Origin of the sequence: Streptomyces olivochromogenes (assembly GCF_001514115.1) — a bacterium.
Classification (GTDB): Bacteria; Actinomycetota; Actinomycetes; order Streptomycetales; family Streptomycetaceae; genus Streptomyces; species Streptomyces olivochromogenes.
The window spans coordinates 255,768-274,773 of the sequence record NZ_KQ948465.1; the positions used below are offsets into that span (position 1 = coordinate 255,768).

At 69.3% G+C, this 19,006-nt stretch carries 11 protein-coding genes and 4 tRNA genes; 6 read left to right on the forward strand and 9 right to left on the reverse strand.

Annotated features, from left to right (window positions below; all coding sequences use genetic code 11):
• Nucleotides 1-474: 474 nt before the first annotated feature.
• Nucleotides 475-681, forward strand: coding sequence for a developmental transcriptional regulator BldC (gene bldC, locus AQJ27_RS34205; RefSeq protein WP_067377109.1), 207 nt, complete (start codon nucleotides 475-477; stop codon nucleotides 679-681).
• Nucleotides 682-1,129: 448 nt separating this feature from the next.
• On the opposite strand, the gene AQJ27_RS34210 is transcribed toward bldC, so the two are convergent.
• The 9 genes from AQJ27_RS34210 to AQJ27_RS34250 all read right to left on the reverse strand — a co-directional run bounded on the left by AQJ27_RS34210 (nucleotide 1,130) and on the right by AQJ27_RS34250 (nucleotide 10,082).
• Nucleotides 1,130-1,318: a DUF6274 family protein gene (locus AQJ27_RS34210; protein ID WP_067377111.1), complete on the reverse strand. Its 189-nt coding sequence runs from the start codon at nucleotides 1,316-1,318 to the stop codon at nucleotides 1,130-1,132.
• A gap of 382 nt (nucleotides 1,319-1,700) precedes the next feature.
• Nucleotides 1,701-1,775, reverse strand: a tRNA-Asp gene (locus AQJ27_RS34215).
• A gap of 93 nt (nucleotides 1,776-1,868) precedes the next feature.
• Nucleotides 1,869-5,846, reverse strand: coding sequence for an ATP-dependent RNA helicase HrpA (gene hrpA, locus AQJ27_RS34220; RefSeq protein WP_067377114.1), 3,978 nt, complete (start codon nucleotides 5,844-5,846; stop codon nucleotides 1,869-1,871).
• Between the two features lie 67 nt (nucleotides 5,847-5,913).
• On the reverse strand, nucleotides 5,914-6,264 hold the full coding sequence (locus tag AQJ27_RS54960; protein WP_425275246.1) for a hypothetical protein: 351 nt from the start codon (nucleotides 6,262-6,264) through the stop codon (nucleotides 5,914-5,916).
• Between the two features lie 194 nt (nucleotides 6,265-6,458).
• Nucleotides 6,459-8,087, reverse strand: coding sequence for a hypothetical protein (locus AQJ27_RS34230; RefSeq protein ID WP_235613683.1), 1,629 nt, complete (start codon nucleotides 8,085-8,087; stop codon nucleotides 6,459-6,461).
• Nucleotides 8,088-8,158: 71 nt separating this feature from the next.
• Nucleotides 8,159-8,232: transfer RNA gene (locus AQJ27_RS34235), tRNA-Phe, on the reverse strand.
• Between the two features lie 24 nt (nucleotides 8,233-8,256).
• A tRNA-Asp gene (locus AQJ27_RS34240) sits at nucleotides 8,257-8,331 on the reverse strand.
• 47 nt (nucleotides 8,332-8,378) lie between these two features.
• A tRNA-Glu gene (locus AQJ27_RS34245) sits at nucleotides 8,379-8,451 on the reverse strand.
• A gap of 80 nt (nucleotides 8,452-8,531) precedes the next feature.
• On the reverse strand, nucleotides 8,532-10,082 hold the full coding sequence (locus tag AQJ27_RS34250) for a metallophosphoesterase family protein (RefSeq protein ID WP_096240163.1): 1,551 nt from the start codon (nucleotides 10,080-10,082) through the stop codon (nucleotides 8,532-8,534).
• Between the two features lie 202 nt (nucleotides 10,083-10,284).
• On the opposite strand from AQJ27_RS34250, the gene AQJ27_RS34255 reads away from it, so the two are divergent.
• The 5 genes from AQJ27_RS34255 to AQJ27_RS34275 all read left to right on the forward strand — a co-directional run bounded on the left by AQJ27_RS34255 (nucleotide 10,285) and on the right by AQJ27_RS34275 (nucleotide 18,905).
• Nucleotides 10,285-10,635, forward strand: coding sequence for a metallopeptidase family protein (locus AQJ27_RS34255; protein ID WP_067377126.1), 351 nt, complete (start codon nucleotides 10,285-10,287; stop codon nucleotides 10,633-10,635).
• 172 nt (nucleotides 10,636-10,807) lie between these two features.
• Nucleotides 10,808-11,329, forward strand: a complete 522-nt coding sequence (locus AQJ27_RS34260; RefSeq protein WP_067377129.1) for a hypothetical protein — start codon at nucleotides 10,808-10,810, stop codon at nucleotides 11,327-11,329.
• Nucleotides 11,330-11,735: 406 nt separating this feature from the next.
• Nucleotides 11,736-13,979 carry a DEAD/DEAH box helicase gene (locus tag AQJ27_RS34265; protein WP_067377132.1) on the forward strand — a complete coding sequence of 748 codons (2,244 nt, stop codon included), beginning with the start codon at nucleotides 11,736-11,738 and terminating at the stop codon, nucleotides 13,977-13,979.
• Between the two features lie 248 nt (nucleotides 13,980-14,227).
• Nucleotides 14,228-17,311, forward strand: coding sequence for an FG-GAP repeat domain-containing protein (locus AQJ27_RS34270; protein WP_067377135.1), 3,084 nt, complete (start codon nucleotides 14,228-14,230; stop codon nucleotides 17,309-17,311).
• Between the two features lie 58 nt (nucleotides 17,312-17,369).
• Nucleotides 17,370-18,905 carry an amino acid permease gene (locus AQJ27_RS34275; RefSeq protein ID WP_067377137.1) on the forward strand — a complete coding sequence of 512 codons (1,536 nt, stop codon included), beginning with the start codon at nucleotides 17,370-17,372 and terminating at the stop codon, nucleotides 18,903-18,905.
• Nucleotides 18,906-19,006: the final 101 nt, after the last annotated feature.

Genomic DNA, 19,006 nt, shown 5'->3' on the forward strand with positions numbered 1-19,006 from the left:
AAGACCACGCAGGCCGGGACCTAGGTCCCGATCCGGTCTTTTGTGTCAACGATGTGTCAAGCGTGACGTATGGCACTTACCTGGCTCTTGCATCGCTTGCCCTTCCTCGTGCCAAAATAGGACAAGGAGCCCGGGGGAGGGCTCCATCCGTCCATGTTTGGACGGGAATCTCGGTATTGCGCGCTATGGGGGGTCTGACGACTCCTGATCGTCCTGTGACTGATCGTCACAGTGGCGTGACTGTCCGCTATGGCATGGTCCATCGGCTTCCGTCGCTGATGAACACCTGGGAGGGCAATTCCATCGGTTTGGCCGACGCGGCTGGACGGATGGTGTAGTTGTAGTGCCGAGGACAAGCCGTTCGTCCTATAACCGACTCGACTCGCGTCCGCCATTTCGGGCAACGCGGGTCAAGGTGCAGAATTTATTAGAGGAAAGAACCGAGAAGGTTCGGTTCTCCCGAGGAGGCCGCTCATGACCGCTCGCACCCCTGATGCCGAGCCGCTGCTGACCCCGGCTGAGGTCGCCACGATGTTCCGCGTCGACCCCAAGACGGTCACGCGGTGGGCGAAGGCCGGCAAGCTGACATCCATCCGCACGCTCGGCGGGCACCGCCGCTACCGCGAGGCTGAGGCCCGCGCGCTACTCGCGGGTATCCCGCAGCAGCGCAGCGAAGCCTGAACAATCGCATAACCGGGCAATTCGGTAGGTCCCCCAACCTGTCAAGACGCCCGAACCACAGCTCCAAGCGACGCGGGTCCTGCCCCAACAGGGCTCACGCCCGACCCAGTTACACATGCGACAAGGGTGCGTCGTCGATCGCGCTGGACTCCGCCGGGTCCAGCGCGATTTTTTTATGCCCTGCTCAGGCGCCGAGGGGGCGTGGGTGTGGGCCGTGCGGTGGGTCTGTGAGCGGCCTTGTCGGAGTCTGGGGAGGGGTGTCGGATCTCCTGTGGGAGCCCTCGGAGAGTGGTGCAATTGCACATATTAAATTGACCAGTTGTAGGTGGGGTGTAAGTTCCGCCCTTCTGAAAACTTATGCGGTGACACCCGTCACATGCCAATGTCCTTGTTGCCTGTGACACGTCTGCGCTAAAGGAGTTGGGCGGATGTGCCCTCCCGCGCGAGGTCACGCATGGGAGGAGGTTTCGTCCTCGGCCGCCGTCTCCTCCTCCTCGCCGTGTGCGGAGGGTTCCATGGCCAGTCTCAGGAGCTGATGGCAGATCGGGCAGTGCCGCGTCAGATGGCGGTACCCGGAGGCGGCCGACAGATGGGCGCGGAGCAGAGCGCGCGTCTCGTGTCGAGCGGACGCCGCCATGAACCACCTCCAGGAGGTCGAGTGCCCTGGATTCCGGGGTACCCGCCGAATGTGACGGCGTCAAGGTGCGGGGGGCTCCGCCGGTTGGGTGGAGTTGCGTCCGGCGTTCGGTGAGAGGGCCTGGGAAACGGCCGTGTGGGGGCGAGGGCGTGCGAGGCGCGTGAAGGGGCGTACGCCGCCCGGAGTCGGTGGATACGCGCTCAGGGGCCCGAACGTGCGCTGCCGGGGGGGTTCGGTCCGCGCGGGGTGGTCCGTGCGGAGCGGTCCGCGCGTGGGTGGCCCGGGAGTCCGGATGCGCGAGGGGGCCGTGAGTTCGTACGACTGCGCGGAGCGCGTACGCACGAGAGCCCGGGTCCGAAGACCCGGGCTCTCGTATCTCTTGCGGTCCTGACGGGATTTGAACCCGCGGCCTCCACCTTGACAGGGTGGCGAGCACTCCAAACTGCTCCACAGGACCAGGTTTCGCATTCACTTTCTTGCGCTGTGCTGCGAGAAGAGACTGTACAGGAGGGTGAGCCCGGGGTCGAACTCACCCACCGTGCAGGTCCCGTTACGGCACCGCCGCGTCGATCGCCTTCACGATGCGCTTGTCGGAGACCGGGTACGCCGTGCCGAGCGCGTGGGCGAAATAGCTGACCCGGAGCTCCTCGATCATCCAGCGGATGTCCAGGACCTGCTGCGGGACCGGCCGGCCCTGCGGCATCTGCTCCAGGAGCCACGCGTACTCGTCCTGCATCTCGTGGACCTTCTCCATGCGGGTGGTGTCCCGCTGGACGCCGGTCGGCATCTGCTGCAGGCGCCGGTCGGCGGCGACCAGATAGCGCATCAGGTCCGGGAGCCGGCGCAGACCGGTCGCCGTGACGAAGCCGGGCTTCACCAGGGCGTTCAGCTGCGTCCGTACGTCCGTGAGGTTTGCCAGCAGGGTGGGGCTGCCGGTGGCCTTCAGACGGCGCTCACAGGCCTGCCAGGCGGCGAGGACCTGCTGCACCTGGCCCACCGTCCGGACCGTCGTGTCGACGATCTCGGCGCGCACCTTGTCATACAGCTTCCGGTACGACTCCTCGTCCCACGCCGGGCCCCCGAAGTCGCCGATCAGCTTGTCCGCCGCCGCCGTCGCGCAGTCGTCGAACAGGGCCTGCACGGAGCCGTGCGGGTTGGCGGACAGGGCGAGCTTCTGGGCGTTGGTGAGCTTGTCCGAGGCGAACTTGGCAGGGTTCACCGGGATGTTGCGCAGGATCAGCCGCCGGGTGCCCGTCCACATGGCCTGCGCCTGCTCGGCCTCCGTGTCGAAGAGACGTACGGAGACGGTGTTCGCCGTCGGGCCGTCGTCGACCAGGGCCGGGTAGGCCTTCACCGGCTGGCTGGCCCGGCGCGTCTCGAAGACGCGCGTCAGCGTGCCGATCGTCCAGTCCGTGAGGCCCGTACGTTCCAGGGACTCGCCGCCCTCGCGCTCCGCCGTCGCCGCCGCGGCCTGCGAGATCGCCTTGCGCGCCTTCGGCTTCAGCTGGAGCTGGAGGACCGAGAGGTCCTTGTCCTCGGCCAGGTTGCGGCGCCGCTCGTCGACGATCCGGAAGGTGATCTTCAGGTGGTCGGGGACGCGGGACCAGTCGAAGTCGTCGGCCGTGACCGGCACACCGACCATCCGCTTGAGCTCACGGGCGAGGGTCGTCGGCAGCGGCTCCTGAAGCGGGACCGCCTGGTCCAGGAACCGCTTCGCGAAGTTGGGGGCGGGGACGTAGTGGCGGCGGACGGGCTTGGGGAGGGAACGGATGAGCTCCGTCACCACCTCTTCGCGCAGGCCCGGGATCTGCCAGTCGAAGCCCTCGTCCGTCACCTGGTTCAGGACCTGGAGCGGGACGTGGACCGTGACGCCGTCGGCGTCCGCGCCCGGCTCGAACTGGTAGGTCACCCGGAACTTCAGGCGGCCCTGACGCCACGAGTCGGGGTAGTCGTCCTTGGTGACCGCCCCCGCCTTCTCGTTGATGAGCATCGAACGCTCGAAGTCGAGGAGCTCGGGCTCGTCATGGCGCTTGTGCTTCCACCAGGAGTCGAAGTGCGCGCCGGACACGACATGGGCCGGCACCCGCTGGTCGTAGAAGTCGAACAGCGTCTCGTCGTCGACCAGGATGTCCCGGCGGCGGGCACGGTGCTCCAGCTCCTCGACCTCGGTCAGGAGCTTGCGGTTGTCGGCGAAGAACTTGTGGTGCGTGCGCCAGTCGCCCTCCACGAGCGCGTTGCGGATGAAGAGGTCGCGGCTCGTCTCGGGGTCGATACGACCGTAGTTGACCTTGCGTTGGGCGACGATCGGGACGCCGTAGAGGGTGACCTTCTCGTACGCCATCACGGCCGCCTGGTCCTTCTCCCAATGCGGTTCGCTGTAGGTGCGCTTGAGGAGGTGTTCCGCCAGGGGCTCGACCCACTCGGGCTCGATCCTGGCGTTCACCCGGGCCCAGAGACGGGAGGTCTCCACCAGCTCGGCCGACATCACGAAACGCGGGGGCTTCTTGAACAGGGCCGAACCCGGGAAGATCGCGAACTTGGCGTTGCGGGCGCCGAGGTACTCGTTCTTGCCCGTACTCCTCCCGCTCTCGCCCCCGGTCTCCTTCACGTCCTTCATGCCGACGTGCGAGAGCAGGCCGGCGAGGAGGGAGACATGGACGCTCTGCTCCGCCGCGTCGTCCTCGTTGAGATGGATGCCCATCTGCTTGGCGACCGTGCGCAGCTGGGTGTAGATGTCCTGCCACTCGCGGATGCGCAGGAAGTTCAGGTACTCCTGCTTGCACATGCGGCGGAAGGCCGACGAGCCTCGCTCCTTCTGCTGTTCGCGGACGTAGCGCCAGAGGTTGAGGAAGGCGAGGAAGTCGCTCGTCTCGTCCCTGAAGCGGGCGTGCTGCTGGTCCGCCTGCGTCTGCTTGTCGGCGGGGCGTTCGCGCGGGTCCTGGATGGAGAGCGCCGCGGCGATCACCATGACCTCGCGCGCACAGCCGTTCTTGTCGGCCTCCAGGACCATGCGGGCCAGCCGGGGGTCGACGGGGAGCTGGGCGAGCTTGCGGCCGGTGTCCGTGAGGCGCTTGCGTACGTCCTTCTCGGACGGGTCGAGTGCGTTCAGTTCCTGGAGGAGCTGGACGCCGTCCCGGATGTTGCGGTGGTCCGGCGGGTCGATGAAGGGGAACTTCTCGATGTCGCCGAGGCCGGCCGCTGTCATCTGGAGGATGACGCTCGCCAGGTTCGTACGGAGGATCTCCGCGTCCGTGAACTCCGGGCGGGCGTCGAAGTCGTCCTCGGAGTACAGGCGGATGCAGATGCCGTCCGACGTACGGCCGCAGCGGCCCTTGCGCTGGTTGGCGCTGGCCTGCGAGACCGGCTCGATGGGCAGGCGCTGGACCTTGGTGCGGTGGCTGTATCTGGAGATACGGGCGTTGCCCGGGTCGATGACGTACTTGATGCCCGGGACGGTGAGCGAGGTCTCGGCGACGTTGGTCGCCAGAACGATCCTGCGGCCGGTGTGGGGCTGGAAGACGCGGTGCTGCTCCGCGTGGGAGAGGCGGGCGTAGAGGGGGAGGACCTCGGTGAAGCGGTAGTTCTTTTTCGTGAGTGCGTCCGCCGTGTCGCGGATCTCGCGTTCGCCGGAGAGGAAGACCAGGATGTCGCCCTTGCCCTCGGCCTGCAGTTCCTCGACCGCGTCCGTGATCGCGGTGATCTGGTCGCGGTCGGCGTCGTCCCCTTCCTCCTCGAGGAGCGGGCGGTAGCGGACCTCCACGGGGTACGTACGGCCGCTGACCTCGACGATCGGGGCCTCGCCGAAGTGGCGGGAGAAGCGCTCCGGGTCGATCGTGGCCGACGTGATGACGACCTTGAGGTCCGGGCGCTTGGGGAGCAGCTGGGCGAGGTAGCCGAGCAGGAAGTCGATGTTGAGGGAGCGCTCGTGGGCCTCGTCGATGATGATCGTGTCGTACGCGCGCAGCTCGCGGTCCGTCTGGATCTCGGCGAGCAGGATGCCGTCCGTCATGAGCTTGACGAAGGTGCCGTCCGGGTTCACCTGGTCGGTGAAGCGGACCTTCCAGCCGACGGCCTCGCCCAGGGGGGTGTCCAGCTCCTCCGCCACACGCTCGGCGACCGTGCGGGCGGCGATGCGGCGGGGCTGGGTGTGGCCGATCATGCCGCGGACGCCGCGGCCCAGTTCGAGACAGATCTTGGGGATCTGGGTGGTCTTTCCGGAGCCGGTCTCACCAGCGACGATGACGACCTGGTGGTCGCGTATGGCGTCGGCGATGTCGGACTTCTTCTGGCTGACCGGGAGCTGCTCGGGGTAGGTGACGGCGGGCACGCGGATGCGGCGCTCGGCCATGCGGGCCTCGGCCTTGGTGACCTCCGCGTCGATCTCGGCGAGCACGGCGGCGCGGGCTTCTGGTTTGCGGATCCGGCGCGCGCCCTCGAGCCTGCGGCCGAGCCGGTGCGCGTCGCGCAGGGACAGCTCGGCCAGGCGGGGGGCGAGGTCGCCGAGGACGGGGGCAGGATGCGTAGACATACGCCGTCCAGGATCTCACCTCGCCGAAATTACTGGCGAACGGTTTTGGGCGGGGTGCGGGGACAGGTCAGGGGGTGCGCTGCGGCGGAGGCTCGGGGGAGGCGGCGGGGGCGGGCTCGGGCGTGGCAGCGGGCGCCGACGGGGCGGCGGGCGCGGACTCCTGGCGGGGACGGTTTTCCCGGGCCATGGACTGGGCGGTGTTGGAGACGGCCTTGATGCCCAGGTAGGCGGTGGTCATGCCGCTCACCGCGGTGAACGCGGCGGTGAGCACGCCGACGATCACGGCCTTGTCGCCGTCGAGCCGCCAGACGCCGAAGATCGCGACGACCGAGATCGCGAGAATGCTGACGACCACGGCGAACAGCCCGTACCGGGCCCGGTCCTTCTCCAATTCGGTGTCCTGAATCACTCTGGCCACGTTCCGGCTCATGTCTTCCCCGCCCCGAAGAAACCTGCTGGACCGGCCAGAACATAGCGGCGGTCGAGCGCCGGTGCCAAGCGAGCCGCCCGTCGCCGCTCGCGCCCGTCCCGGCGTGCAGACGCGCCCGTCCCGGCGTGCGGAAAGGGGCGAACCCTTTCGGGTCCGCCCCTTCTCAGCTGTCCGCGCGGGTGTCATCGCACGTCGACGTAGTCCTCCGTGCCGTCGCCCACGAAGTGCTTGCTGTCGGGATACAGGAAGACGGGAACCCAGGTGCCGTCCTGCTGGGCCTTGAAGCCCTTGCTGAAGGATCCGTTCGATTTCGTGGTGACGGTGGACATCAGGTACCAGGTCTTCTTGCCCTTGGGCCGGAAGAGGATCTCCACCTTCTTGGCGCCGTACGCCTTCCAGGAGGTGGTGCCGGCCTTGCGCTCCTGGAGCACGCCCTTGACGGTGATCGTCCGGCCCTTGGAGACAGGCTCGGGGGACGCGTTGGCGTCCTTGATCCGGGTGAGCGCGCGGTTCCTGCGCAGGCTGCCGCTGACGCCGCCCTTGATGTCCTTGGCGGTGGAGCCTGCGTAGTGCAGCCGCCAGTAGCCGTCCGTGTAGCCCGGCAGCTTCTCGACGATGAACTGCGAGCCGACGGAGGTCTGCACCGTCTTCTTGGTGCTCCAGTGCGTCCTGCCGTCGGGCGAGTACTGGATGTCGACGCCGATCCGGTCGTTGCTGTCGCGTCCGACCAGGTCGACGCTGCCGGTGATGTCCAGCTGTGCGTACTCGTCCAGTTGCGCCGTGAACTCGGTGAACTTCGTCGTGGCGGTGGCCGCGACGGTGACGTCGGCCTTCGTGGTGCGCTGGATGAAGGGGGTGTACGGGTACGGCGGGAAGCCGACCTCGTAGACCACCTTGCTGCCGTACGCGTACTTCGAGAAGGAGAAGCGGCCGTTCGCGTCGGTGGTCGACTGGACGGGGCTGCAGGTGGTGCAGTCCTTGTAGTCCATCTGCAGCGCGATGCCGGACAGCGGCTTCCACTCCGTGCCGCTCTGGTACTGGAGCGCTCCGGTGACGTTGAACTTGTCGTTCGCGGTGACGTGGAGGCTGCTCTTGTCCAGGACGATCCGGGTCGGCGCGGTCTTCGGCCTGACCTCCACCCAGGGGCCGGTGGCGAAGCCCAGGTCGCCGTTGTACTGGGCGAAGGTCCAGCCGCCGTCCACCACCTCGTGGGAGGCGGAGAAGTGGCCGGCGTCGTCCGTGACAGCGGTCGTCTTGTCGTTCCCGTCGAACGTGAGGTCAACGGTGGCGCCGGGCAGCGGCACCGTCTCGCGGGTGCTGGGGTCTCGGACGGCCATGTCACCGGTGGCCGTGACCGTCTTGTGTTCGATGTCCGGTTCGGTCGGCGTGACCGAGTAACCGGTGATGACGGGCTGCTTCTGATAGCGCAGAGTGCCGGCGTTCTGCTGGACGGTGGTCTCGCCCGAGGAGTCCGTGGCCTCGATGTCGATCGTGTAGGCGCCCAGAGTGTCCAGATGGATGGGCTGGGAGGCCCAGATGCTGTCCCAGGAGCTGTAGTCGTACTTGCGCGTGAAGTCGGTGATCGTGGCCACCGGCGCGTCCGACTCGGCGCTGCCTGCCGGGCGGAGCCTGGCTGTGATCTTGTCGACCGAGCCGCTGTAGTTGAGGCGGACGTCCAGGACCGACCAGTCGGCCTGGTCGCTGTACGCATTCTCGACGTTCGGTCCCGCGGCGTGGGCCGTGCCGGGTATCGCGAGTGTGGCGACCAGGACGGCGCCGGCCGTCACCAGCCCTCTGGCGATGTGTCTCAAGAACCCCCCTCAGGCTCTCTGTGAGCGACGAAAACCCCCTCCAGTTGACCCGGAGGGGGTTTTCGTTCTTGTGGCTGGGGCCGGGGTCGAACCGGCGACCTATCGCTTTTCAGGCGATCGCTCGTACCAACTGAGCTACCCAGCCACGAGGTTTCCTGGGAAACCTCAGCGGTCCTGACGGGATTTGAACCCGCGGCCTCCACCTTGACAGGGTGGCGAGCACTCCAAACTGCTCCACAGGACCAAGCTGTTGCGTGCGACGCGTAAAACAGTGTCGCACACGGTGTTGCGTGCCCCCAACGGGATTCGAACCCGTGCTACCGCCTTGAAAGGGCGGCGTCCTAGGCCGCTAGACGATGAGGGCTATCGGCCCGCCTGGGCGCTTCTCAGCGCGTCGGGGACGTGAGAAGCATATGGGATGGCGGGAGGTATCGCCAAAACGGTTTACGGGGTGGTCGTGGAGGTGGTCGGGGAGGGGGAGGAGGACTGAGGCGCGCCCGGTTGGTTCTCCTTCGGGAGGTGGCGGCTGACCTCGGCCGTCGTCAGGCCCAGGCCGCCCAGTTTGATCTCGTCCCAGGCCTGGAGACGGCGGGTGTCACGGTCGACGTAGAGGACCGAGGCCTCGATGGGGTCCGGGTACTTGCCCTCGATCGCGCGCAGGCCGCTGCCGCCCGTCGAGCCCTCGACGCGCAGGCGGGTTCCGTACTTCATGACCTCCGTCTGTTCGTGGTGGAGGTGACCGGCCAGGACGAGGGGCACCTCGCCGTCCGTCCCGCGGGCCGCCGACGGCTCGTGGGCGATGGCGATGTCGACGGGGGTGCCTGCCGTGCGCTGGTCGCGGAGAGCGGAGGCCAGGCGGGCGCCGGCCAGATCCTCCGCCGCGTCGCCGCCCGGGACCGCCGAGCGGTCGGGGGTGAACTGGGGGTCGCCGATGCCGGCGAAGCGCAGGCCCGCGACCGTGATCGCGCGGCCGTCGTCCAGGACGTGCACGTTCTTCAGGCGTTCCAGGTAGCGCTGGGTGACGAGGCTGTCGTGGTTGCCGCGCACCCAGATGTAGGGCGCGCCCAGGTCGGGGATGGGGTCCAGGAAGCCGTTCTCGGCCGACGTTCCGTGGTCCATGGTGTCGCCGGAGTCGACGATCACGTCGATCGCGTACTGCTTCACCAGTGACGCGATGATCTTCCAGCTCGCGGGGTTGAGGTGGATGTCGGAGACGTGCAGGACCCGGATCGTGGACGGGTCGGGCTCGTACGTCGGGAGCGTGGAGGTGACGTCGTACAGCTTCGTCACGTTCGTCACCAGGCGCGCCAACTCCTTCTGGTAGACGTCGAATTCGCTGACGATGTTGCGGGCGTTGCCGACGAGGGAGGGGGCGGAGGAGAGCAGCCCGGAGAACCTCGGTTCCAGCACCGAATTCGGGTTCCAGGTGGCGAAGGCCGTCGCGCCGGAGGCGGCGAGCAGGGTGAGGGCCAGGCCGCCGGCGGCCAGGGCGCGGCGCGGGCGGCGATAGACCGCGAGGCCGAGGGCCGTGGCCCCCGACACGACCGCGACGCAGGACCGTACGGCCAGGTCGAGTGTGCCGTGCTCGACGTCCTGCGCGACCTCGTCCTGCAGGCCCGAGAGCCGCTCGGGGTGGTCGACCAGGGCCTGCGCGCGGACCGGGTCGAGCTGGTCGACGTTCACGTCGAGGCGGACCGGGGCGATGTGGCTGTTCAGCTCCAGGGCGCCGAGCGGGGAGACGTTGATCTTGGTGCCGCCGGTGACCGAGGGGCGCAGGGTCATCGTGGTGTTCATGGGGCCGACCGGGACGCGCACATTGCCCACGATCAGCAGGCCCAGCCAGGCACCGAGGAGGACGACCGCCATCAGGCCGAGCGCCCGGGCGTACGGGTTCGGCTGCTGGACGAGTTCCTCGGTGACGGGGCGGAAGCGGCGGGTGCGGCGGGAGCGGAGGGAGCGGTGCTTGCGGGTCAGGGCGGTGGTGAGGGCGGACATGGCGGTGGTGACGGCGGATATGGAGCTGGTGACGGCGGTGGTGACGGCGGATATGGAGCTGGTGACGGCGGATGTGGCGGTGGTGACGGCAGCGGGGACGCGGGCCATTGGTCCCGTATGCCCAAGTGCGGGGGTGGGTATGCGGGGTGTACGGGGCTGTCGTCGACTCTCCTGAGAGGCGGTCGTACCGGACAATGGCCGTGTGCTGGAGATGACGCGCGAGGAGTTCGAGGAACTGGTCGCCGAGGCGCTGGACCGGATTCCGCCGGAGCTGACGCGGTTGATGGACAACGTGGCGGTGTTCGTCGAGGACGAGCCGGACCCCGCCGATCCCGAGCTGCTCGGGCTCTACGAGGGAACTCCCCTGACCGATCGCGGGGAGTGGTACGCGGGGGTGCTGCCGGATCGGATCACGATCTACCGGGGGCCGACGCTGCGGATGTGCGAGACGCGGGAGGACGTGGTCGCGGAGACCGAGGTCACCGTGGTGCACGAGATCGCGCATCACTTCGGGATCGACGACGAACGGCTGCACGCGCTCGGCTACGGGTGAGTGAGCGGGGAGTGGGTGGCGGGGGCTGACGCCGCCCGGGGCTGGGGACGTGTGTCATGTTCCCGCGTGTCCTCTTGTGGGCGGCGGGAGTTGGTCAGGGGGACTCCCCGATCCATCCCCAGACTCTCGGCCCCGCCGAGCAGGGGAGAACCCCCTCCGGAGGTGGCTGCCCGTGCGCGCCTTGTACGTACCCGTCCGTCTGGCCGCCACGGTCATCGTCGTCGCGTCCGCCGCCGGCTGTGTGAGCGTGGGTGACGACGCGGGTAGGCCCGGGCCCGCGCACTCGGCGGGGCGGCACGGTGGCCAGGCCCCCGACGGGGGGTCCGCGGGGGACGGGGGCGGTGGCGGGTTCCACGGGGGGACGGGTGTGAGGGGCGGCGCCTCCGCCAAGCCCGGTGAGCACGCCTCCGGGTCGGCCTCCGCGTCCGCGTCGGCCTCCGGCGGCGCGAAGCCGTCCGCCAAGGCGACGGGCAAGGGGGACGGCAAGGGGCAGCCGGACCAGCCTCCGCCGTCGAACGGGGCGCCGAGTCCCACGCACGCCACGTCCGATCCGACTCCGCCGCCCCCTCCTCCGCCGCCGCCCGTGACGCCGACGCCCGATCCGACCACGGCGGAGCCCTCGTCCTCGGCGCATGAGCAGACCACGCAACTGGTGGACCGGGAGCCGGCGCCGCGGGCGGGCCGGCCGGCGTGAACGGGGTGGTGGACGGGCGGCCGGGAGGGGCGCAGGACCGGCGAGCGGAGGGCCGGCGGGAGAGTCGGCGGAGGGCCGGCGGGAAAGCCTGCGGAGGGAGCGGCGAGAAAGTCGGCGGAGGGGGCGGGAATACGTTCGGCCATCGCTGGTGTTGGAACCACTTGCCAGCAGACGTAAGACCTCCCCTGTGTGCCTGACCTGCCCCTTTGAGGGTCAGTTTGCCTTCAGGGGTGGGGGGTGCGTATGGTGGTAGATCGTTTGATCCCATTTGCCCGGCGCCATTGCAGAGAGCGCCGCGTGTGGCGCGTACTCTCCCTTGCCGTGGCCGGACCGCATAGAGGCGGTCGATTGCGACTTCACGGAGTTTGGGCGCGTGCCGAAGAACTCCGGAAGGTTCGCATTTCGCATGTCTGTTTCCAGTACTGATCACGTCGTCGTGCCCGAGAACAACGAGAACGACAACAACGAGGGCGTCCAGGCCGCCGTCGAGACCGTGGAGACGGTCGAGACCGTCGACGCCGCCCCCGAGATCACCTTCGACTCCCTCGGCCTCCCCGAGGGCGTCGTCCGCAAGCTCGCCCAGAACGGTGTGACCACCCCGTTCCCGATCCAGGCCGCGACCATCCCGGACGCCCTGGCCGGCAAGGACATCCTCGGCCGTGGCCGCACCGGCTCCGGCAAGACCCTCTCCTTCGGTCTGCCGACCCTGGCGCGTCTCGCCGGCGGTCACACCGAGAAGAAGAAGCCGCGCGCCGTCATCCTCACGCCGACCCGTGAGCTGGCCATGCAGGTCGCCGACGCGCTGCAGCCCTACGGCGACGTCCTCGGCCTGAAGATGAAGGTCGTCTGCGGCGGTACGTCGATGGGTAACCAGATCTACGCCCTGGAGCGCGGCGTCGACGTCCTCGTCGCCACCCCGGGCCGCCTGCGCGACATCATCAACCGCGGCGCCTGCTCGCTGGAGAACGTCCAGGTGGCCGTTCTCGACGAGGCCGACCAGATGTCCGACCTGGGCTTCCTGCCCGAGGTCACCGAGCTGTTCGACCAGATCCCGGCCGGCGGCCAGCGGATGCTGTTCTCGGCCACCATGGAGAACGAGATCTCCACGCTGGTCAAGCGCTACCTGACCAACCCGGTCACGCACGAGGTCGACAGCGCCCAGGGCAACGTCACGACGATGTCCCACCACATCCTCATCGTGAAGCCCAAGGACAAGGCGCCGGTCACCGCCGCGATCGCCTCCCGCAAGGGCCGCACGATCATCTTCGTCCGCACCCAGCTGGGCGCCGACCGTATCGCCGAGCAGCTGCGCGACGCCGGTGTGAAGGCCGACGCGCTGCACGGCGGCATGACCCAGGGCGCCCGCACCCGGACGCTGGCCGACTTCAAGGACGGTTACGTCAACGCGCTCGTCGCGACCGACGTCGCCGCCCGCGGTATCCACGTCGACGGCATCGACCTCGTCCTGAACGTGGACCCGGCCGGTGACCACAAGGACTACCTGCACCGCTCCGGCCGTACGGCCCGTGCGGGCCGCAGTGGCACCGTGGTGTCCCTCTCCCTGCCGCACCAGCGCCGTCAGATCTTCCGGCTGATGGAGGACGCGGGCGTCGACGCCGCGCGTCACATCATCAACTCCGGTACGGCCTTCGAGCCCGAGGTCGCCGAGATCACCGGCGCCCGGTCGATGACCGAGGTCCAGGCCCAGTCGGCCGGCGACGCCGCGCAGCAGGCCGAGCGTGAGGTCTCGCAGCTCACCAAGGAGCTGGAGCGCGCGCAGCGTCGTGCGGTCGAGCTGCGTGGGGAGGCCGACCGTCTGGTGGCCCGTGCCGCGCGCGAGCGGGGCGAGGACCCGGAGGCGGCGGTCGTCGCGGCCGCGGAGGCCCTGGCGGAGCAGGCGGTGGCCGAGGCCCCTGCCGAGACGCCGGCCGTGTCCGAGCAGCCCGTCGCCGAGCGTTCGTCCTACGAGTCGCGTCAGCGCCGTGACGAGCGGGGCAACTACGAGCGCCGCGACAACGACCGCGGTGACCGTGGTGGTTCCGGTTTCCGTCGGGACAACGACCGTCGTGATGACCGTGGTGGTCGTTCGTTCGAGCGTCGTGACGACCGCGGTGGCTCTGGCTTCCGTCGGGACAACGACCGTCGTGATGACCGTGGTGGTCGTTCGTTCGAGCGTCGTGACGACCGCGGTGGTTCCGGCTTCCGTCGGGACAACGACCGTCGTGATGACCGTGGTGGTCGTTCGTTCGAGCGTCGTGACGACCGCGGTGGTTCCGGCTTCCGTCGGGACAACGACCGTCGTGACGACCGTGGCGGCTTCGACCGTGACCGTCGGGACGGCGACCGTGGTGGTCGTACCTTCGAGCGTCGTGACGACCGCGGTGGCTCCGGCTTCCGCCGGGACAACGACCGTGGCACCGCCGGCCGTACCTTCGAGCGTCGCGACGACCGTGGCGGTCACCGTGGCAGCGACCGTCCCTTCAACCGCGACCGCCAGGACAACCGTCCCTCCAGCGGTTTCCGCGCCGGCAGCCACGACCGCCCGTACGGCCGTCGCGACGACCACCGCGGCACCGGCACCGGCACGGGTACCGGCACCGGTTCCTTCGGCCGCCGTGACGAGAAGCCCCGCTGGAAGCGCAACGGCTGATGTCCGATGACATCTGCTGACGTCCACTGACGTCCGCGAGTGCTGAACGCCGTGGCCCCCACCGAATCCGGTGGGGGCCACGGCGTTTTCCGTGCCCGTGGCTGTGCCCCGCGCTGTTTCGAAAGGCTTTCCGAAAACTTTGAACTCGCTGTAAGATCAGCCGACTTCTGAGACGGATGCGACGGCCGGGGGGCCGGGGGCATCGAGAAGCGGTGCGCGTCCCGTCTCGTTCTTCGGGGAGGGTCTTCTTGACTCGTCATGCCTTCGTGCGCCTGCGTCTCGTCGCCGCCTCCGCGGTGCTGGCGGCCGGCCTGAGCCCGTTGCTGCCGTCGCCGACGGCGGTCGCGGACGCGCCGCAGGAGACGGTGGTGCCGGCGACGCTGCGCGGCACCTACACCTCGGCCGAGCTCTACAGCGGGTCGACGTCCGGCCACGACGGCGCGGGACAGCAGGGCGTCTTCCACACGCTGGAGGGGTCCGGGCTGGTCTGGACGCGGTACGCGGACGGGACGTCGGTGCCCGTGACCCGGCCTGCGGGGATCACCGGTACCTGGGGGACCGGCGGCGACGTCCTCGCGTACCGCTACGAGGGGGGCAGGGTCGACCTGTGGAACGCGGTCGACGGGACCACCCGCACCCTCCGGACACCCTCGGGCCTGACGCTGCTCACCGCGTACAGCGACCTCGCGGTCGCCTATCGCGTCGTGCAGGACGAGAACGGCACGGCCTGGCGGGAGATGCACCTGCTGCTCCCGGAGGCCGACGGCAGCACGCGTGACGTGCCGGTCGGCGGAGTGCCCGCGGGAGTGAACCTCGGGCAGCCCCTGGACGGGGACGCCGACGGGCTGCTGTTCCAGGGCGCGAAGGACGGCCAGTACCTGTCGGTCATGGTCGACCGGCGGACGGGGCAGGTGCGGGACTGGACCCCGCCGCGCTCCAAGGTCTACCTCAGGGCCAAGGTCACCGCCGAGCACGTGGTCCTGTTCAACGTCAACGAGACCGCCGTGCAGGTGCTCCCCCGCTCCGACCTGTCGGCGGCCCCGGCCGAGGTCACGCTGTCGGGCAGCGGCGTGAACCCCGCCCAGGATCTCGCCGTGGTCGGCGACTGGCTGGTCCACCGGCCCAGCGGCGGTACGGCGGTGCTCGCCAAACCGATCGCGGGCGGTCCCACGGTCACCCTGATGCCCTCGTCGGGTGTCTACTCCTCCGCCGTCTCCGACGGCACCGCCGTCCTGATCGGCCGCACCACCGCCGACGACTGGGGCGTCCAGCGCATCAAGCCGGGCCCGGACGGCAGTCCGGTCGTCACCCAGGTCAAGGCGCTGCCCAAGCCGCCGATCAAGATCCAGGGACTGTCCCTGGAACAGGGGCGGCTGCTCGTCGCCGACACCGGCGGCCCCGGCGGATACCGCGACGACTACGTACGGACCGTCGCCGTGACCGGCACCCCCGAGTTCGGCGCACGCTCGTCGTTCGACGGCACCGCACTGAACCTCGGCACCTGCCCGGCGACGGAGGTCGGCTGCTCCCAGCTCCACGGCACGGCCGACGGTCGCGCCGCCTGGCTGACGAAGGACACCACGACCAGCGACCGCATTCGCGTCGCCGGGCCGGCCCAGTACTCCTTCTGGGAGCGCGGGGTCCCCGCCGGCGGCCGGATCACCGACGTGTCCGGCCAGTACCTGATCCACACGACGGACACCGCGCAGACCGTCTACAAGATCGGCAATGACGGCAACCCGGCGCTCACCCGCCCGCCCGGCGCCGCCGCCCTCTCCGGCGACACCCTGTGGACCCCGGGCACCACCCCCGGCACCGTCACGGCGTACAACCTCACCACGAAGAAGACCGCCGAGACCCTCACCATCGACGCCGGCTGCGCACCGACCGAACTGCGGGCCAACGGCCGTTGGCTGTACTGGAGTTGCGCCGACGGCACGGCCGGCGTCTACGACCGTACGGCGAAGAGGTCCGTGCCCGTCCCGGCCGGCGAGGCGGAACTCGGCGACGGATTCGTCGTCACGCACGACAAGCAGGCCGGGCAACTGGTCCTCACGACGGTCGCGGACGGCACACCTGTGAGCCGTGTGATCGGCGCACTGCCCGACACCGGAATCTCCCAGCGCGAGGTGCGCTGGACGGTCGACGAGTCGACCGGGAACGTGGCCTACGTCGACGACCAGGAGCGCGTGCACCTCGTGCCGACCGGCGTGATCCAGCAGCCGCTGCGCCTGCTGGCCCCGGTCGGCTCGGCGTCCACCCTCGTCGCGCGGGAGATCGACACGACGCCGTCCACGTTGACCACCCTGCTGCTGTCGAAGCCGACCGCGGGCTGGCGGCTGACCGTGCGCAGCCGCGCCACCGGCAAGGTCGTGGACACGCGGGACGGCGGTGCGACACGCGGCGAGGTGAAGGTCGGCTGGTTCGGGACGGACGCCAAGGGGGCGTTCCTGACGAACGGGTCGTACGACTGGACGCTGTCCGTCACACCGGCCGACGGCGTCGGCGCCCCGGTGACGGCGAGCGGCACGGTCGCCCTGTTCGGCGCCGCGCCGGCCCGCCACGACTACATCGGCGGCGGCGACTCCGTCGGCGACCTGCTCACCCTCAGCTCCTCGGGCACGCTGGGCTTCCGACAGGGCTCGGGCAAGGGCACGTTCTCCGTGAACCTCGGCACCAGCAGCGGCTGGACGACGACCAACAAGGTGGTGCCGTTCGGCGACCTGAGCGGCGACCGCTGCAACGACGTCCTGGTCCGGCTGGCCAGCGGGGCACTGCGCGCGTACAAGCCGGACTGCTACGGCACGCTGAAGCCGTCGACGGCGTACACCTCGCTCGGCACCAGCGGCTGGAACCAGTACGACGTCCTGACCTCGCCCGGCGACATCAGCGGCGACGGCCGCCCGGATCTGATCGCGCGCAACACGGCGACCGGCACGGTGTACCTCTACAAGGGCACGAGCACGGGCAAGCTGTCCGCGCGCGTGAAGCTGTACGCCAACTGGAAGACGTACAAGAAGGTCGTCGGCGTCGGTGACCTGAACGGCGACGGCATCGGTGACCTGCTCGCCCAGGACAAGGGCAACACCCTGTACCGCTACTACGGCACCGGCAAGGGGTCGTTCGGCGCGCGGACGAAGGTGTTCGCGGGCTGGGGCGGGTCGTACAACGTCGTCGTCGGCGCCGGGGACATCACGGGTGACGGCAAGGCGGACCTGGTCGCGCGGGACACCGCGGGCAATCTGTACCGTCAGAACGGCACCGGCAAGGGGTCGTTCGCGGCGCGGGTGAAGATCGGGAGCGGCTGGCAGGGCTATAAGGGCCTTTTCTAGCCAACCCGACGTCTTGATCGGTGCATGTCGATCCCCCGGCGAGGGAATCGCTGGGGGCATGACAGATGACGCCAAGGCGAGTGGGCTGTCGGACGAAGAACGGCTTGCCCAGCTCGGCTATACGCAGGTTCTCGCCCGCCGCATGTCGGCGTTCTCCAACTACGCGGTCTCGTTCACGATCATCTCGGTTCTTTCGGGGTGTCTGACGCTGTATCTGTTCGGCATGAACACCGGCGGCCCCGCCGTGATCACCTGGGGGTGGGTCGCGGTCGGACTGATGACGCTGTTCGTGGGGCTGTCGATGGCCGAGATCTGTTCGGCCTATCCGACCTCGGCGGGGCTGTACTTCTGGGCCCACCGGCTGGCGCCCGCGAGGTCGGCCGCCGCCTGGGCCTGGTTCACGGGGTGGTTCAACGTCCTCGGGCAGGTCGCGGTGACCGCCGGGATCGACTTCGGTGCGGCGTCCTTCCTGGGCGCGTACCTGAACCTGCAGTTCGACTTCACGATCACGCCGGGCCGTACGATCCTGCTCTTCGCCGGGATCCTCGTCCTGCACGGGCTGCTGAACACCTTCGGGGTCCGGATCGTCGCCCTCCTCAACGACATCAGCGTGTGGTGGCACGTGCTGGGCGTCGGGGTGATCGTGGGCGCGCTGGCCTTCGTGCCGGACCACCATCAGTCGGCGTCCTTCGTGTTCACGCACTTCGTGAACAACACCGGCTGGGGCAGCGGCGTGTACGTCGTCCTCGTCGGCCTGCTGATGGCGCAGTACACCTTCACCGGGTACGACGCCTCGGCCCATATGACCGAGGAGACGCACGACGCGTCGACGGCGGGCCCGAAGGGCATCGTGCAGTCGATCTGGACCTCGTGGATAGCCGGATTCGTGCTGCTGCTGGGCTTCACCTTCGCCATCCAGTCGTACGACAAGGAGCTGGGCTCAGCGACGGGCGCGCCGCCGGCGCAGATCCTGCTCGACGCGCTGGGGGCGACGGCGGGCAAGCTCCTGCTCCTGGTCGTGATCGGCGCGCAGCTCTTCTGCGGGATGGCGTCCGTCACCGCCAACAGCCGCATGATCTACGCGTTTTCGCGCGACGGGGCGCTGCCGTTCTCCCGGGTCTGGCACACCGTGAGCCCGCGCACCCGCACGCCGGTCGCGGCGGTGTGGCTGGCGGCGCTGGGCGCGCTCGTGCTGGGGCTGCCGTACCTGATCAATGTGACGGCGTACGCGGCCGTGACGTCGATCGCCGTGATCGGGCTCTACATCGCGTACGTCATCCCGACGCTGCTGCGGCTGCGCAAGGGAGAGGCGTTCGAGCGGGGGCCGTGGCACCTGGGCCGCTGGTCGCGTGCGATCGGCGTCGTCTCGGTCGCCTGGGTCGTCGTGATCACGGTCCTGTTCATGCTGCCGCAGGTCTCGCCGGTCACCTGGGAGACCTTCAACTACGCCCCGGTCGCGGTCCTCGTCGTCCTCGGCTTCGCCGCGACCTGGTGGCTGGTGTCGGCCCGCCACTGGTTCCTCAACCCCGACCACGCCCGCACGCTCGCCCGCGTGGCGGCGCGCAAGGACGCGCCCGAACCGGTTGATCCGTAGGGCTGTTCGCTGTTGGCGTGGCCGGGACGCGGATACCCGATCGGAGTCCCGGCCACGTCCGGCTATGCTCGGGGATGCATCGGCACGGGATCGATACGGGC